Source organism: Rhodococcus sp. ACT016 (assembly GCF_050477185.1).
In the GTDB taxonomy this organism is placed as follows: domain Bacteria; phylum Actinomycetota; class Actinomycetes; order Mycobacteriales; family Mycobacteriaceae; genus Prescottella.
The window spans coordinates 3,969,268-3,984,508 of sequence record NZ_JBEAET010000001.1 but is presented as its reverse complement, the minus strand read 5'-3'; the positions used below and the strand labels follow the sequence as shown (position 1 = coordinate 3,984,508).

General features: G+C 70.2%; 17 protein-coding genes. 15 read left to right on the top strand and 2 right to left on the bottom strand.

All coding sequences use genetic code 11. The annotated features are described in order from the left end of the window. The first annotated feature begins 19 nt into the window (after window positions 1-19). Complete coding sequence (locus ACQ5DX_RS18340; protein ID WP_430333920.1) at window positions 20-862, top strand: sugar phosphate isomerase/epimerase family protein; 843 nt, start codon at window positions 20-22, stop codon at window positions 860-862. 3 nt (window positions 863-865) lie between these two features. Here the strand turns inward: ACQ5DX_RS18340 and ACQ5DX_RS18335 are convergent, their stop codons facing one another. After that, window positions 866-1,282: a hypothetical protein gene (locus tag ACQ5DX_RS18335; protein ID WP_430333919.1), complete on the bottom strand. Its 417-nt coding sequence runs from the start codon at window positions 1,280-1,282 to the stop codon at window positions 866-868. Window positions 1,283-1,394: 112 nt separating this feature from the next. Here ACQ5DX_RS18335 and ACQ5DX_RS18330 point away from each other — a divergent pair, with 112 nt between their 5' ends. From ACQ5DX_RS18330 to ACQ5DX_RS18300, 7 genes are all read left to right on the top strand, one after another. Further along, on the top strand, window positions 1,395-2,066 hold the full coding sequence (locus tag ACQ5DX_RS18330; RefSeq protein WP_430333918.1) for a MerR family transcriptional regulator: 672 nt from the start codon (window positions 1,395-1,397) through the stop codon (window positions 2,064-2,066). After that, complete coding sequence (locus ACQ5DX_RS18325; protein ID WP_430333917.1) at window positions 2,063-2,920, top strand: thioesterase family protein; 858 nt, start codon at window positions 2,063-2,065, stop codon at window positions 2,918-2,920. Before ACQ5DX_RS18330 ends, ACQ5DX_RS18325 begins: the two co-directional genes overlap by 4 nt. Window positions 2,921-3,001: 81 nt before the next feature. Then, entirely contained in the window at window positions 3,002-3,817 is an 816-nt protein-coding gene (gene proC / locus ACQ5DX_RS18320; protein ID WP_430333916.1) for a pyrroline-5-carboxylate reductase, read from the top strand. Window positions 3,818-3,955: 138 nt separating this feature from the next. Further along, entirely contained in the window at window positions 3,956-4,216 is a 261-nt protein-coding gene (locus tag ACQ5DX_RS18315; RefSeq protein ID WP_430333915.1) for a helix-turn-helix domain-containing protein, read from the top strand. A 208-nt stretch (window positions 4,217-4,424) separates the two neighbouring features. Continuing rightward, the gene (locus tag ACQ5DX_RS18310; RefSeq protein ID WP_003402602.1) at window positions 4,425-4,526 is read left to right on the top strand and encodes a 30S ribosomal protein bS22; all 102 of its coding nucleotides are present in this window, start codon (window positions 4,425-4,427) and stop codon (window positions 4,524-4,526) included. A gap of 208 nt (window positions 4,527-4,734) precedes the next feature. Then, window positions 4,735-5,790: an NAD-dependent epimerase/dehydratase family protein gene (locus tag ACQ5DX_RS18305; protein WP_430333914.1), complete on the top strand. Its 1,056-nt coding sequence runs from the start codon at window positions 4,735-4,737 to the stop codon at window positions 5,788-5,790. 73 nt (window positions 5,791-5,863) lie between these two features. Further along, window positions 5,864-6,922 carry a lysophospholipid acyltransferase family protein gene (locus ACQ5DX_RS18300; protein ID WP_430333913.1) on the top strand — a complete coding sequence of 353 codons (1,059 nt, stop codon included), beginning with the start codon at window positions 5,864-5,866 and terminating at the stop codon, window positions 6,920-6,922. Here the strand turns inward: ACQ5DX_RS18300 and ACQ5DX_RS18295 are convergent. Next, complete coding sequence (locus ACQ5DX_RS18295; RefSeq protein WP_430333912.1) at window positions 6,880-8,031, bottom strand: HAD family hydrolase; 1,152 nt, start codon at window positions 8,029-8,031, stop codon at window positions 6,880-6,882. The two genes, ACQ5DX_RS18300 and ACQ5DX_RS18295, sit on opposite strands and share 43 nt — an antisense overlap. A gap of 181 nt (window positions 8,032-8,212) precedes the next feature. Between ACQ5DX_RS18295 and ACQ5DX_RS18290 the strand changes: the two genes are divergently transcribed. The 7 genes from ACQ5DX_RS18290 (at window position 8,213) to ACQ5DX_RS18260 (ending at window position 15,167) form a co-directional block, all read left to right on the top strand. Further along, window positions 8,213-8,476, top strand: a complete 264-nt coding sequence (locus ACQ5DX_RS18290) for a glutaredoxin family protein (protein ID WP_430333911.1) — start codon at window positions 8,213-8,215, stop codon at window positions 8,474-8,476. Between the two features lie 211 nt (window positions 8,477-8,687). Continuing rightward, window positions 8,688-9,470: a redox-sensing transcriptional repressor Rex gene (locus tag ACQ5DX_RS18285; protein WP_430333910.1), complete on the top strand. Its 783-nt coding sequence runs from the start codon at window positions 8,688-8,690 to the stop codon at window positions 9,468-9,470. Next, a complete protein-coding gene (locus ACQ5DX_RS18280) occupies window positions 9,467-10,840 on the top strand; it encodes a glutamyl-tRNA reductase (protein WP_430333909.1) in 1,374 nt (457 codons plus the stop codon). Before ACQ5DX_RS18285 ends, ACQ5DX_RS18280 begins: the two co-directional genes overlap by 4 nt. Next, complete coding sequence (gene hemC / locus ACQ5DX_RS18275) at window positions 10,837-11,835, top strand: hydroxymethylbilane synthase (RefSeq protein ID WP_430333908.1); 999 nt, start codon at window positions 10,837-10,839, stop codon at window positions 11,833-11,835. Before ACQ5DX_RS18280 ends, hemC begins: the two co-directional genes overlap by 4 nt. Before the next feature lie 72 nt (window positions 11,836-11,907). After that, the gene (locus ACQ5DX_RS18270) at window positions 11,908-13,473 is read left to right on the top strand and encodes a uroporphyrinogen-III synthase (RefSeq protein ID WP_430333907.1); all 1,566 of its coding nucleotides are present in this window, start codon (window positions 11,908-11,910) and stop codon (window positions 13,471-13,473) included. A gap of 75 nt (window positions 13,474-13,548) precedes the next feature. Continuing rightward, a complete protein-coding gene (gene hemB, locus ACQ5DX_RS18265; RefSeq protein WP_430333906.1) occupies window positions 13,549-14,526 on the top strand; it encodes a porphobilinogen synthase in 978 nt (325 codons plus the stop codon). Further along, window positions 14,523-15,167 (top strand): hypothetical protein, encoded by a 645-nt coding sequence (locus ACQ5DX_RS18260; protein WP_430333905.1) that lies wholly within the window; start codon window positions 14,523-14,525, stop codon window positions 15,165-15,167. The genes hemB and ACQ5DX_RS18260 overlap by 4 nt, the downstream gene beginning before the upstream one ends. Window positions 15,168-15,241 lie beyond the last annotated feature (74 nt).

Sequence of the window (15,241 nt, the reverse complement as noted above, 5' to 3'; positions counted from 1 at the left end):
GGTCGTGGGGAGGGCGCGCATGCCGGATCGGAAGATCCTCGTCGGGTTGTCCACGGCGTCCGTCTACCCGGAGAACACCGAGGCGGCGTTCCGGTACGCCGCCGAGGTCGGCTACGACGGCGTCGAGTTGATGGTGTGGGCCGAGTCGGTCAGCCAGGACGTCTCGGCGGTCAAGCGTCTGGTCCGCAAGTACGCGGTGCCGGTGCAGGCCCTGCACGTGCCATGCCTGCTGATCTCGCAGCGGGTCTGGGGCTCCGACCCCATCGCGAAGCTGGACCGTTCGGTCGAGGTCGCCGAGGCGCTGGGGGCGTCGAACGTCGTGGTCCATCCGCCGTTCCGCTGGCAGCGTCGGTACGCCGACGGGTTCGCCGACCAGGTGTCGGGGCTCGAGGAGAAGATCGGCGCCGTGGTTGCCGTCGAGAACATGTTCCCGATGCGCGCCGACAGCTTCTTCGGCGGGCGGGAGCGGACGGCACAGCGGCTGCGCCGACGCGGTGGACCCGGCGCGGCGGTGTCGGCGTTCAGCCCGTCGTACGACCCCACCGACTCCGGGCACCAGCACTACACGCTGGATCTGTCGCACACCGCCACCGCCGGCATGGACGCGCTCGAGTTGGCGCGCCGGATGGGCCCCGGACTCTCGCACCTGCATCTCGCCGACGGCCGCGGCGCGTCGGTCGACGAACACCTCATCCCCGGCCACGGCTCGCAACCGTGTGTCGAGGTGTGCCGGCACCTGGTCGACAGCGGTTTCACCGGCCAGGTCGTCGTCGAGATCAACACGCAGAACGCGCGGACCCGGCCCGAGCGCGCGTCGATGCTGGGCCAGGCGCTGAGCTTCGCGCGCGAGCACCTGCGCTGAGACCTACAGCGCGGACACACCCGCGCTGATCACGGTGATCCCGGAGATCACCAGCCCGGTGACCAGGCACGCCGCGCCGACCCAGATCGACGCGACCATCGGTCCGGGCCGTGCGGGATCGCGGCCGAGGACGGACAGGAAGAACCCGGCCGGGATGAAGATCGCCGCCACCAGGACGGCGATCGCGCCGGCCGCCGCCCAACCGGGGCTCGCGTCGACGACCGCGGTGAGGGTCGCGAGCAGGATCCCGAGCGTGACCAGCACTCCGGCGTGCGCGTGACCCGCCCGGAAGAAGCTCTTCTGCAGGTCGTTCGCACCCCGGTGGCCGGTGAGGATGCGGAGCAGGAACGCGCCGCCGGACGCGATTCCGACCACTGTGAGCACGGTGACGCCGACGACGATGGTGAGTACGGGATCCATGGTGAGCTCCTCGTGTGCGGTAGGCTCGAACCCAATATTGGATAGTTCAGCTATCCAGTACGGATCCATGGTCGGCCCGATGCGGTCGCGTGTCAAGCAGGGGAGGTCCGCGATGCGAGTGTCCGAACTGGTCGCCGCCAGCGGCGTCCCCCTCGCGACGGTCAAGTACTACCTGCGCGAGGGCCTGCTCATGCCGGGCGAGGCGAGCAGTGCCACGCAGGCGGTGTACGGCGAGCAGCACGTGCGGCGCCTCGCGCTCATCAAGGCGCTGGCCGGGGTCGGGCTGCCACTGGGAAAGATCCGCACGATCGTCGGGCTGGTCGACCACCCGGCCGACACCGTCTTCGACACCCTCGGGCGGGCGTTGGCGGCGCTGCCGCCGTACCCCGTCGACGGCGATCGCGCCGCCGCCGGCTACCCCCGGGCCCGGGCCGTCCTCGAACGGCTCGGGCAGGTGTACGAACCGTCGTATCCCGCAGTGGCCCAACTGGAACGGGCGCTCGCTGCCGCCGAGGACGTCGGCATCCCGATGACCGACGAGCGCCTCGAGGTGTACGCGCGGCACATCCGCGCGATCGCCGAGATCGACCTCGAACTGATGCCCACCGATTCCGTCGAGTCTGCAATCGAGTACGCGGTGCTCGGCACCGCGATCTACGAACCCGTGCTCGCGGCGCTGCGCCGGCTGGCGCACCAGGACATCGGCGCAGAAACCTTCTCCGGACGCACGTTCGGCGACTTCACCGCCCCCGACGCCACCCCACACAGACAGGACGAGTCGTGACCCTTCACCCGTTCCGGGACCTCACCGACCTCACCTCGCAGGGCGACGGTCTCGCCGGCCGGTACTCCGCCCACATCGACCCGATCTGGACCATCGGGCCCAAGGTGCACGGCGGCTGCATGATGGCCGTCTGCGCGGCTGCGGCTCGCCGGGAACTGATCGAGACCGCATCGCCCGAGATGGTCGTCGACCCGGCCGTCCAACCGCTCGCCGTCAGCGCCAACTACCTGGCCGCGCCCGACCCCGGTGACGTCGACGTCGTCGCGACCGTCCGCAAGCGCGGGCGTCAGGTCTCGCTCGTCGACGTCGAGCTGTCCCAGAACGGCCGGCCCGCCGTGCACGCCGCCGTCACGCTGGGCGTACCCGACGCCGGCGAACCGCACTACACCGAGGCGCAGGCGCTCGGGCAGTTGCCGGTCGAGCCGACCGCCGAGGCACAGGCGCTGGCCGCCGACCATCCGATGGCCCAGATCGTGCACGTGTCGCAGGGCTGCGACCTGAGCGTCGACGGGTCGTCCGCGCACTTCCTGCGGGGGCAGCAGGGCGAGCCGCAGGTGCGGATGTGGGCGCGGCCGTGGACCGCCGACGAACAGGACCCGGCCACCGCGGCGCTGTTCGCGATCATGACCGGCGACATCTGCGCGCCCGTGACGATGAACCGCGGCATGTTCGGGTGGGCGCCCACCGTCCAGCTGACGACGTACCTGCGCCGGCAGCCGGCGCCCGGTTGGCTGCGGGTCATGGCCAGTTCGACGGTGCTGGGCGACACGTGGTTCGAGGAGGACCACACCGTCCTCGACTCCACCGGCGCGGTCGTGGTGCAGAGTCGTCAGCTCGCGATGATTCCCCGCTGATTCGCCGCTGACTCCCTGTTCGCTCCCGCGGTCCGGTACCGGGGCACGGCCCCGATCATCCGTCGTGGCAGGGTGGACGCCATGACGAGAATTGCGGTGATCGGTGGCGGCCGGATCGGTGAGGCCCTGGTCTCTGGACTGTTGCAGGGCGGCCATTCCGCCCGGGACCTGGTGGTGGCCGAGCAGTACCCGGCTCGTGCCGAGGAGCTGACGGCGACGTACTCGATCCGCGTCACCACGATCGAGGACGCGGCGGAGGGCGCCGACGTCATCGTCGTCGCGGTCAAGCCCACCGACGTCGACTCCGTCCTCACCGCGCTGGGCAAGGTCGACCTCGACGGCGAGCAGGAGCAGATCCTGGTCTCCCTCGCGGCCGGCATTCCGACGGCGCGGTACGAGGTGAAGCTGCCGGCCGGGTTCCCGGTCGTCCGCGTCATGCCGAACACCCCGATGCTCGTCGGGCAGGGCGCGAGCGTCGTCGCACCCGGACGGCACGTCAAGCCGGAGCACCTGGACCTGGTGCGTTCGATCCTCGCGTCCGTCGGCACCGTGACCACGGTGCCGGAGTCGCAGATCGACGCCGTGACCGCGGTGTCGGGCTCCGGTCCCGCGTACTTCTTCCTCGCGGTCGAGGCGATGATCGACGCGGGTGTCGCGCTCGGTCTCGCGCGCGCGACGGCGAGCGAGCTGGTGGTGCAGACGATGGTCGGCTCCGCGGCGATGCTCGCGGAGTCCGAGGAGAGCGCGACCGATCTGCGAACCGCCGTCACGTCGCCGGGCGGTACCACCGCCGCGGCGGTCCGCGAGCTGGAGCGTGGGGGCCTGCGGACAGCCTTCTACGAGGCCCTCGCGGCCGCACGCGATCGGTCGGCGGAGCTCGGGGCAACCCCCGAGTAGATCGAGATTGTCGATCTTGTTTGCAACACCCGTCGCATCAACCCCTCTGGCAACGCTAAGCTGCGTATCAGCACGTGCGTGTCTGTTCCGCCGGAGGGGAAGCCGGCGGCGCGACACGTGCCGGAGGTATGTGGACAGATGGGATCCCCGGAAAACCCGGCAAACCCGGCAAAGTCAGACAAGTCCGGTAAGCAAGACGGCCCCGGTGGCTCGAACCTTGCCGGGACGCAGTTCCTCACCGTTGCGGAGGTAGCGACGCTGATGAGGGTTTCGAAGATGACCGTGTACCGCCTCGTTCACAGTGGTGAACTGCCCGCCGTTCGCGTCGGGCGTTCCTTCCGTGTTCATGCCAAGGCGGTGCACGACTATCTCGAGACCTCGTATTTCGACGCCGGCTGAGGCGTCGGAACAGAAACGGTGAACCTCGGTTTTCGCCGAGCGGACCCGTCCCGGTACGATCGTGAGTCGTCGTACCAGCCAGCCGGTGTCGTCAGGCGCTGGGGTCGTGAGAGCGGCCAGTGGCAAAACGAGGCCTTGAAGCGCCAGATGAAGACACAGGCGTACGTGACCGGCGTGCGCTGAACGCTAGAGAAGAGGGACACCCACCATGGGTTCAGTGATCAAGAAGCGCCGCAAGCGTATGTCGAAGAAGAAGCACCGCAAGCTGCTTCGTCGCACGCGAGTTCAGCGTCGGAAGCTCGGCAAGTAAGCCGATAGAGGCTCTTGCACGCGGATGCCCGTCACCGAGTCGGTGGCGGGCATCCGCGTGTTCGGGGGAGATGTGTCCGGTCGTGGCCGGGTGTCGTGTTGCCAGGTTGTAAAGGCTCGAGCAGAACCCTTGTCTGGGCTCCCGGATTGGTTAGGCTCACCCGAGGGGCGAGTGGACGGGGGAGCGGGTGAGTCCTGACGATCGCGGTGTGCAGCCACCGAAGGTGGTGCTGGTGACGGGAGCGAGTCGGTTCCCGGGTGGGTTCCTGGTGGCGCGACTCGCGCAGGATCCCAGGGTCGAGCGGGTCGTCGCGGTCGACGCCGTCTCGCCGAGCAAGGACATGATGCGCCGGATGGGCCGCGCCGAGTTCGTCCGCGCCGACATTCGCAACCCGATCATCGGGAAGGTGATTCGGGGCGCCGAGGTCGACACCGTCGTGCACGCCTCCACGGTGGCGCAGGCGCCCAAGTCTGGCAGCCGGGCGGCGATGAAGGACATGAACGTCATCGGCGCGATGCAGCTGTTCGCGGTGTGCCAGAAGGCGCCGTCCGTGCGCAAGGTAGTGGTGCGGTCCGCGTCCGCCGTGTACGGCGGCAGCCCCAAGGACCCGGCCAAGTTCACCGAGGAGATGAGCGCCCGACGGCCCCCGCAGGGTGCCTGGGCCCGCGACTGCATCGAGATCGAGGGGTATGCCCGCGGCCTGGGACGACGTCGTCCCGACATCGCGGTGTCGATCCTGCGTCTGGCCCCGCTGATGGGGCCACGGCTGCACGGCTGGGTGGCGCGGTACCTGTCGGCGCCGATCGTCCCCAGCATCTTCGGCCGCGACGCGCGCATGCAACTGCTGCACGAGGAAGACGCCCTCGCGGCTCTCGAGCGGGCCACGGTCGCCGGTCCGGCCGGCACGTTCAATATCGCGGGGGACGGGGCGGTGATGATGTCGCAGGCGATCCGCCGTGCCGGACGGGTCGAGGTGCCGATGCCGTTCTCGCTGTTCCGGAGCGCCGGGCGGGCGCTGATGGGGTCGCAGATGCGGTCGTTCACCCGCGAGCAGCTCGACTACTTCCATTTCGGATGCGGACTCGACACCACCCGCATGCGTGCCGACCTCGGGTTCGAGCCGCGGTGGACGACGCTCCAGGCGCTCGACGACTTCGTGCGCGGCACCGGCCTGACCCCGGTGATCAAGCCCGAGTGGGTGGACCGCGCCGAGTCGACGGCCCTCGCCCTCACCGGCGCCACGCCCACGACCCTGGATCGATGAGCGGCGGGCCGGAGACAGACCGGTACGGATCAGACAGACGCACAGCGAGTAGACACACAGGCAGGGGACTTTCGTGAACGAGGTGGCGAAGGTGATTCCGTTGCACGGCGGCGTGGGCGCGCGCCCGGCTCGTGATCGCGCCGCGCATCGACGTTCGCCGACCCCGACGGACCCGCGCCCGGTTGCCGAACGCGACGGCGCCGCCCAGGCGACCACCGAGGCAGTTCCCGAGCCCGACACCGCGGAGGCCGCGGGCGGGCACGGCGGCTCACCACTCGACGGACTCCGCAGCCTGGTCGCGGACCAGGTCGCCGGGGTCGCGGGATTCCTGCGCCGCCGCATCGCCGGTGACTACGAGGTGGACGATTTCGGCTACGACCCGCACTTCACCGACGGCGTGTTCCTGCCGGCGCTGAGGCCGCTGTTCGAGAAGTGGTTCCGCGTGGAGGTCCGCGGCGTCGAGAACATTCCCGCGCAAGGCGGCGCCCTGGTGGTGGCCAATCACGCCGGCGTCGTTCCGATCGACGCTCTCATGACCTCGGTCGCGGTGCACGACCACCACCCGCAACATCGAGCCCTGCGTATGCTCGCGGCCGATCTGGCGTTCGAGATGCCGGTCATCGGGAACATCGCCCGCAAGGCCGGGCACACCCTCGCGTGCCACCCGGACGCCGAGCGGCTACTCCGGGAAGGCGAGGTCGCGGCGGTGTTCCCCGAGGGTTACAAGGGCATCGGCAAGCCGTTCTCCGAGCGCTACAAGCTGCAACGGTTCGGCCGCGGCGGATTCGTCTCGGCGGCCATGCGCGCCGGGGCGCCGATCATTCCGTGCTCGATCGTCGGGTCCGAGGAGATCTACCCCAAGATCGGCGACATCGCGCCCCTCGCGCGGCTGCTGGACATGCCGTACTTCCCGGTGACACCGCTCTTCCCGCATCTCGGCCCGCTCGGTCTGGTGCCGCTGCCGTCCAAGTGGTACATCGAGTTCGGCACCCCGATCGTCACCGACACCTACGACGTCGCCGAGGCCGACGATCCGATGGTGCTGTTCGAGGTCACCGACCACGTCCGGGAGACGATCCAGCAGACCCTCTACCGCCTGCTGGCGCAGCGCCGCAACGTCTTCATGGGCTGAGCCCGGTCCGGCGCGGCCGCGGTCAGTTCCGCGAGCAGGGCCCGATCGCGTCGACGGCTGAGGATCGCGCCGACGGCGCCGCCCACGGCACCGAGCAACAGCGCGGTCGGGATGCCGACCTTCGCGGCCTTGCGCCCGGTGCGGAAGTCGCGCACCTCCCACCCACGGTTCTTGGCCAGCTCGCGCAGGTCCGCGTCGGGATTGACGGCGATGGCGGTACCGACCAGCGACAGCATCGGCACGTCGTTGTAGCTGTCCGAGTACGCCGTGCAGCGCTTGAGGTTCAGGCCCTCCCGGATGGCGAGAGTGCGCACGGCGTGGGCCTTGCCCAGGCCGTGCAGGATGTCGCCGACGAGGCGGCCGGTGAACACGCCGTCCCTGCTCTCGGCGACGGTACCGAGCGCGCCGGTCAGTCCGAGGCGCTTGGCGATCACCTGGGCCAACTCGACCGGAGTGGCCGTGACGAGCCATACCTGCTGGCCGGCATCGAGGTGCATCTGCGCGAGCGCGCGGGTGCCGGCCCAGATCTTGTCGGCGATGACCTCGTCGTAGATCTCTTCGCCCAGACGCGCCAGCTCGGCGGTCGAACGTCCGGCGACGAAGGAGAGGGCCTTCTCGCGGCCCTCGGCGACGTCGTCGCTGTTCTCCTTGCCGGTGATGCGGAACTTGACCTGCTTCCACGCGAAGTCGACCAGGTCCGAGGTCCTGAGGTACTTGCGGGCCGCGAGGCCGCGCGCGAAGTGGATGATCGACGCACCCTGCACCATCGTGTTGTCGACGTCGAAGAACGCGGCGGCGGTGAGGTCGCGGGGAACGGCGGGCTCGGCGGGCGCGGCCGGCGGTTCCTCGATTTCGACTACCGCCTCGGGCGCGCTCTCCAGGGCCTCTTCGAGGGCTTGCGCCTCCGCCGCCTCGAGAGCGGCCGCTTCGAGGGCCTCAGCCTCCTGGAGTGCGAGTGCCGCGTCGGCGCTGGCCTCACCGGCGAGATTGGCGCGCAGCTCGGCCTCGCTCGGACCCAGCAGATTCCGGATCCGGCGGCGGCCGGGACGCAGGATCCCGGACAGACCCGTACCGAATCTCGCGCCGTTCGGCAGTGATCGCCCAGGCACACGCACCTCCCGCGTCGCAGACACCTCTGGCTCACCCTAGCCCGAGTGCACGAGTGCATCCCGTCGGATTGTGGCCGGACCGGAGGCGTGTGATGTTCGTCTCGAAACGGAACGGTACGGAACCCGCGCGGTTCCGGCGCCGTCGAATCGGCGCCCGGACCCTCGAGGAACACTGGTGTCCATGCATCAGTCGCGAACCCGGATCACCCTCCTCACTCGTGCCGGCTGCGGGGCGTGCGTTCCCGCTCGCGAGTTGCTCGGCGAGATCTGCCGCGAGTTCGATCTCGAACTGACCTGCATCGACGTCGACGAGGCCGCGGCCGACGACCCCGATCTACGGGCCGAGTACGGGGATCGGTTGCCGGTGGTCCTGCTCGACGGCAAGGAGCACAGCTACTGGGAGGTCGACGAGGATCGGCTGCGCGCGGACCTCGCCGCGGGCTGAATTCCGCCCTGCGGGGCGCGGGTCGACAGGGGAGTGGGAAGGGTCACCCCAGACCCTCGAATCCAGTCGCTTTGCAGGTGAGAGCACGTCTGAATGCGGTTGAGCAACTTTGTGCATGGCTTCACAAGCGGTTACCGTGGTGTGAACAAATCCCCCGGACCTTCGGCGCGAAGGCTGGGGTACACGGCCGACCGGACGAGGAGCCATCGACGTGACCGAACAGCACCAGGCGCAGGGGGCAGTGGCTCGCGGCGTCGCCGGGGCTGGTCCGTCCGCTCCTCAGCAACGTGACATCCCCCAGGCTACGGTGACGCGCCTCGCGACGTACCTGCGGGTCCTCGGAGTGCTCGCCGACGAGGGTGCGCTGATCGTCTCGAGCGAGGAACTGGCCACGGCGTCCGGTGTCGGATCGGCCAAGCTCCGCAAGGATCTGTCGTTCCTCGGCCCCAACGGTGTGCGCGGCGTCGGCTACGACGTCTCCCGGCTGCGGGCCCGCATCGAGTCGGCACTCGGCCTGGACCAAGGCCACCGCGTCGTGCTGGTCGGCATCGGCAATCTCGGGCGCGCGCTCGCCGGGTACGGAGGTTTCGACCGTCGCGGTTTCTCGATGGTCGGGCTGTTCGACAACGACCCGGCCTGCGTCGGATCCACCATCGGTGGGCTGACCGTCCGCGACGTCGCCGAACTGACCGAATCGTGCCGGGCCCTCGAAGCCACGATCGGCGTCATCGCCACCCCCGACTCCGCCGCCCAGGACGTGTGCGACCAGCTGGTCGGCGCCGGGCTGCGCTGCATTCTCAGCTTCTCCCCGCTCGCGCTGGAGATCCCCGACCACGTGGAGATGCGTCGGGTCGATCTCGCGATGGAGATGCAGGTGCTGTCGTTCAACATGGCCCGGAACTCGACTCCGGACGAGCAAGGTAACCCCCGGCCTGCCGCCGCTTCCGCGGCGGTCGGCGCTTCGACCAGAAACGGATCGGTGATCAGGCCGTGAGTGTGCTTCTCGTCGGGATCTCGCACCGTAGTGCTCCCGTATCCGTCCTCGAGCGGATCGCGGTCACGGACACCGATCGCCCGAAGCTGACGGACAAGATGCTGGCCTCGGCTCACATCTCGGAGGCGATGATCGTCTCGACGTGCAACCGCATCGAGATCTACGCGGTGGTCGACGCGTTCCACGGTGCGCTCACCGATATCGGGGACCTCCTGGCCGAGCACGCCGAACTCGATCTCGCCGAACTGCACAAGCACGCCTACGTCCGATACAGCGAGGCCGCGGCCGAGCACCTGTTCGCGGTTGCGAGCGGTCTGGACTCGATGGTGATCGGCGAGCAGCAGATCCTCGGGCAGATCCGCGCCGCGTACGCCGCCGCGGACGCCCAGCAGGCCGCCGGGCGGGCCCTGCACGAGCTGGCGCAGCAGGCGCTGCGGGTCGGCAAGCGGGTGCACTCCGAGACCGGCATCGACGCCGCCGGCGCGTCGGTCGTCTCCGTCGCGCTCGACCGCGCCGCCGGGATCCTCGGTGACGGGGGCCTGGTCGGACGCACCGCCGTCGTGGTCGGCGCCGGCGCGATGGGCAGCCTGTCGGTCGCGCACCTCACCCGCGCCGACATCGGACGCATCCTGGTCGTCAACCGCACCCGCGAGCGTGCCGAGCACCTGGCCGCCACCGCCGTCGCCAACGGAATCGACGCCGTCGCAGTCGGATTCGAGGACCTCTCCGACGCGATGGCGCAGTCCGACGTGCTCGTCACCTGTACCGGCGCGGTCGGTTCCGTCGTCACGCTCGCCGACACCCACCGGGCCCTCGCCCGGCCGGGACGCGAGCCGAACCGTCCGCTCGTGATCTGCGACCTGGGTCTGCCCCGCGACGTGGAACCGTCCGTCGCCGGCCTGCCCGAGGTGGTCGTGCTCGACATGGCTGCGCTGCAACGGGATCCGGGTGCGGGTGCCGCGGCGTCCGACGCCGACGCCGCCCGCGAGATCGTCGCCTCCGAACTCTCCCAGTACCTGGCCGCACAGCGTCAGGCCGAGGTCACCCCGACCGTCACCGCACTGCGCCAGCGCGCCGCCGAGGTCGTCGAGGCGGAACTGTTGCGGCTGGATTCGCGACTGCCGGGCCTGGACGATCCGCAGCGCGACGAGGTGGCCCGGACCGTGCGCCGCGTCGTCGACAAACTTCTCCACGCGCCGACTGTGCGCGTCAAGCAGCTCGCCTCCACCCCGGGTGGCGACTCGTATGCGGCCGCACTGCGCGAGCTGTTCGAACTGCGGCCCGGATCGGCGGAGGCTGTCGCCGCGCCGATCGACCTCGGCGAGTTCGCCGGCGGGACCGATGTAGCAGGAAAGGACGCGAAGGCATGACCACCGACGCGGCATCGTCGACGACCACCCAGAATGTTCCCGGCACCCGCACTCTGCGGATCGGTACCCGCGGCAGCCTGCTCGCCACGACGCAGGCCGGCACGGTCCGGGACGCGTTGATCGCGGCCGGGCATCCCGCCGAACTGGTGATCATCAAGACCAAGGGCGACGTCACCTCCGGCCCGGTGCAGCGCATCGGGGTCGGCGTGTTCGTCGCGGAACTGCGCGAGGCGCTGTTGGCCGGCGAGGTCGACGTCGCGGTGCACTCGTACAAGGACCTGCCCACCGCGCAGCCCGACGACCTCGTGATCGCCGCGGTCCCCACACGTGAGGACCCGCGCGACGCGCTCGTCGCCCGCGACGGGCTGGTGCTCGGCGAGCTGCCGCCCGGTTCGAAGGTCGGCACCTCGGCACCTCGCCGCCGCGCGCAGTTGCGGGCTCTCGGCCTCGGCCTGGAGATCGAGCCGTTGCGCGGCAACATCGACACGCGCCTGGGCAAGGTCGCGTCCGGTGAACTCGATGCCATCGTGATCGCCCGTGCGGGCCTGTCCCGTATCGGCCGGGCCGCCGAGATCACCGAGACGCTCGAGCCCGTGCAGATGCTGCCGGCGCCGTCGCAGGGTGCGCTCGCGGTCGAGTGCCGCGCCGACAACCCGGAGCTGATCGCGGCCCTGTCCGAGCTCGACGACTCGGCCGCGCGGGCCGCCGTCGTCGCCGAACGGGCGTTGCTCGCCGAGCTCGAGGCGGGCTGCACCGCCCCGGTGGGCGCGATCGCCGAGGTCGTCGAGTCGATCGACGACGAAGGCCGAGTGTTCGAGGAACTGTCCGTGCGCGGCTGCGCCGCCGCGATCGACGGTTCCGATGTGATTCGGGCGTCCACCGTGGGGTCGCCCGAGCGTGCGGACGAGCTGGGGCGCGCCGTGGCGCGGGAACTCCTCGAGCTCGGCGCCCGAGATCTGATGACGATTGCCGAGGAGGGTGATGCCGATGCTTGACGTGCTTGACCTTTCGAGGCCTGATTTTGCATTTTCTTCCTATCGACATGAGACCGCACTGGAGAACTACCGATGAGCCGAGTCCGTAAGAACAGCCCCGGACGGATCCTCTTCGTTGGATCGGGTCCGGGTGACCCGGCGCTGCTCACCGTCCGCGCGCGGGACGTGCTCGCGTCGGCGGCGCTGGCCTTCACCGACCCCGACGTCGACAAGGGCGTGACGGCTCTGGTCGGCACCGAGCTCGGCCGTGATCCCGAGACCGACGAGCCGATCGCCGAGGTCCGCCCCGCGCTCGGCGAGCCCGCGGAGGTCGCCAAGACCCTCGTCGCCGAGGCCAAGAACGGCCACGACGTGGTCCGTCTCGTCGCGGGTGACCCGCTGACCACCGACTCCGTGATCGCCGAGGTCTCGGCCGTGGCCCGCACCCAGGTGATGTTCGAGGTGCTGCCGGGTCTGCCGTCCGGGTCCGCGGTGCCCAGCTACGCCGGTATGGCGCTGGGCTCGGCGCACACCGAGGCCGACGTGCGCGGTGAGGTCGACTGGGCGGCGCTGGCCGCGGCCCCCGGCCCGCTGGTGCTGCACGCGAGCGCCGCGCATCTCGCCGAGACCGCGAGCGCGCTCGTCGAGCATGGCCTGGCCCCGCAGACCCCGGCCGCGATCACCGTCCGCGGCACCACGCGTCAGCAGCGCACCGTCGAGGCCACCCTCGCGACGCTCAACGACGCCGGTTCCGAACTGGTCGGCCCGCTGATCGTCACCGTCGGCAAGGTCGTCTCGCAGCGCAGCAAGATGTCGTGGTGGGAGTCGCGTGCCCTGTACGGCTGGACCGTCCTGGTGCCGCGCACCAAGGAGCAGGCCGCCGACATGAGCAACCGGCTCGTCACGCACGGCGCCATCCCGATCGAGGTCCCGACCATCGCGGTCGAGCCGCCGCGCAGCCCGGCCCAGATGGAGCGGGCCGTCAAGGGCCTGGTCGACGGCCGCTACCAGTGGGTCGTGTTCACCTCCACCAACGCAGTCCGCGCGGTGTGGGAGAAGTTCGAGGCGTTCGGCCTGGATGCCCGCGCGTTCTCCGGTGTGAAGATCGCGTGCGTCGGCGAGGCCACCGCGGAGAAGGTGCGCTCGTTCGGTATCACTCCCGAGCTGCTGCCGTCGGGTGAGCAGTCCAGCGAGGGCCTGCTGGCCGACTTCCCGCCGTACGACGAGGTGTTCGACCCGGTCAACCGCGTGCTGCTGCCGCGCGCCGACATCGCCACCGAGACCCTCGCCGAGGGCCTGCGCGAGCGCGGCTGGGAGATCGACGACGTCACCGCGTACCGCACGGTGCGGGCGGCGCCGCCGCCGGCCGAGACCCGCGAGATGATCAAGACGGGTGGCTTCGACGCGGTGTGCTTCACGTCGTCGTCGACGGTGCGCAACCTCGTCGGCATCGCCGGCAAGCCGCACGCCCGCACAATCGTCGCGTGCATCGGCCCGAAGACGGCCGAGACCGCGATCGAGTTCGGTCTGCGCGTCGACGTCCAGCCGGAGACGGCACAGATGGGTCCGCTCGTCGAGGCACTCGCCGAGCACGCGGCCCGGCTGCGCGCCGAGGGTGCGCTGCCGCCTCCGCGCAAGAAGTCCCGCGCGAGGCGCTGATGCACCCGTGCGTCTTTTTGGTAGTGGGTACTACCAAAAAGGCGCACATGCCCGACGAAGGAGGGCCAGTTTCCCGTGTTTCCTGTTCACCGTCCCCGTCGTCTGCGTGGCACGCCCGCGCTGCGCCGTCTCGTCGCCGAGACGTCGCTCGAGCCGCGGCACCTCGTGCTGCCGATGTTCGTCGCCGACGGCATCGACGAGCCGCGTCCGATCTCGTCGATGCCGGGCGTCGTCCAGCACCCGCTGGACTCGCTCCGGAAGGCCGCGGCCGACGCGGTCGCGGCCGGAGTGGGCGGGCTGATGCTGTTCGGTGTGCCGCGCGAGGAGGACAAAGACGTCGAGGGCTCCGGCGCGACCGACCCGGACGGCATCCTCAACCGGGGCCTCGCGGCGCTGAAGACCGAACTCGGGGACTCGACGGTGCTGATGGCCGACACGTGTCTCGACGAGTTCACCTCGCACGGGCACTGCGGCGTGCTGTCGGAGGACGGCCGCGTCGACAACGACGCGACGCTCGCCCGGTACGTCGACATGGCCATTGCCCAGGCCGACGCGGGCGCGCACCTGCTCGGCCCGAGCGGCATGATGGACGGCCAGGTCGCCGCGATCCGCAAGGGTCTCGACGCGGCCGGTCACATCGACGTCGGGCAGTTGGCGTACTCGGCGAAGTACGCGTCGGCGTTCTACGGCCCGTTCCGGGAGGCCGTCGGCTCGTCGCTCGAGGGCGACCGCCGCACCTACCAGCAGGATCCGGCGAATCGTCGCGAGTCGCTGCTCGAGGTCGATCTCGATCTCGCCGAGGGCGCCGACATGGTGATGGTCAAGCCGGCGATGTCCTACCTGGACGTGCTGCGCGAGGTCGCCGACCGCTCGACCGTGCCGGTGGCCGCCTACCAGATCTCGGGTGAGTACGCGATGATCACCGCGGCCGCGCAGAACGGCTGGATCGACCGTGACGCCGCTGTTCTCGAGTCGCTGCTGAGCATCCGCCGCGCGGGCGCCGACGTCGTCCTGACCTACTGGGCCGCCGAAGCAGCGGGGTGGCTGTCGTGACCGGGCAGTGGCCGCCGCCGCAGCAGCCGGGACAGCCCGACCCCTGGCCGGGAACCCCGCAGTACCCGGCCGGTCCGTCGCAGGCACCCGGGCAGCCGGGGCAGTATCCGCCGCCGCCCGCGGCGCAGCAGCAGAAGCCGATCCCGGCCGACGTCCAGACGGCGTTCCAGTTGTGGTTCGGCGTCGCGGCGCTCGGCGTCGTGTACCTGGTGGCGGCGCTGCTGTACGTCTACAGCGACCGGACCTCGTTCGTCGACCAGCTGATGGACGAGTTCGCCAAGCAGCCCGACGTGACGGTCACGCGTTCGCAGGCCGAGCAACTGCTGATGTTCGGCCTGGTGGCCACGGGTGTCTTGCTCACCGTCGTCCTCGGTGGCCTGACGGTGCTGTTCGACTTCAAGATGCGCAAGGGCAAGAACTGGGCCCGGATGGTGCTGACGATGGCCGGGGTGTTCACCGTGCTCTCGGCGATCCCGACCGTCTTCGGGGCGGGCGCCGCGACCGGGACGGCGGCGCTCGTGATGGGCGGCGCGGGGATCCTGCAGGCGGTGGTGGCAGTTGGTGCGATCGTGCTGATGCACCGCAAGGAATCCAACGAGTACTTCCTGAACCTGCCTGACGGTCCGCCGCCGGTGCGCTGACCGCACAACCGTGATTCGGTGGTCCCACCGCTCCGCTGTAATGTGAATCGAGTCACATGAACAGGGTGGTCGGA

Coding starts and splice junctions, on each gene's coding strand:
- proC (WP_430333916.1), top strand. CDS start 3,002: ATGACGAGAATTGCGGTGATCGGTGGCGGCCGGATCGGTGAGGCCCTG.
- ACQ5DX_RS18270 (WP_430333907.1), top strand. CDS start 11,908: ATGAGCCGAGTCCGTAAGAACAGCCCCGGACGGATCCTCTTCGTTGGA.
- ACQ5DX_RS18290 (WP_430333911.1), top strand. CDS start 8,213: ATGCATCAGTCGCGAACCCGGATCACCCTCCTCACTCGTGCCGGCTGC.
- ACQ5DX_RS18335 (WP_430333919.1), bottom strand. CDS start 1,282: ATGGATCCCGTACTCACCATCGTCGTCGGCGTCACCGTGCTCACAGTG.
- hemC (WP_430333908.1), top strand. CDS start 10,837: ATGACCACCGACGCGGCATCGTCGACGACCACCCAGAATGTTCCCGGC.
- ACQ5DX_RS18315 (WP_430333915.1), top strand. CDS start 3,956: ATGGGATCCCCGGAAAACCCGGCAAACCCGGCAAAGTCAGACAAGTCC.
- ACQ5DX_RS18310 (WP_003402602.1), top strand. CDS start 4,425: ATGGGTTCAGTGATCAAGAAGCGCCGCAAGCGTATGTCGAAGAAGAAG.
- ACQ5DX_RS18330 (WP_430333918.1), top strand. CDS start 1,395: ATGCGAGTGTCCGAACTGGTCGCCGCCAGCGGCGTCCCCCTCGCGACG.
- ACQ5DX_RS18340 (WP_430333920.1), top strand. CDS start 20: ATGCCGGATCGGAAGATCCTCGTCGGGTTGTCCACGGCGTCCGTCTAC.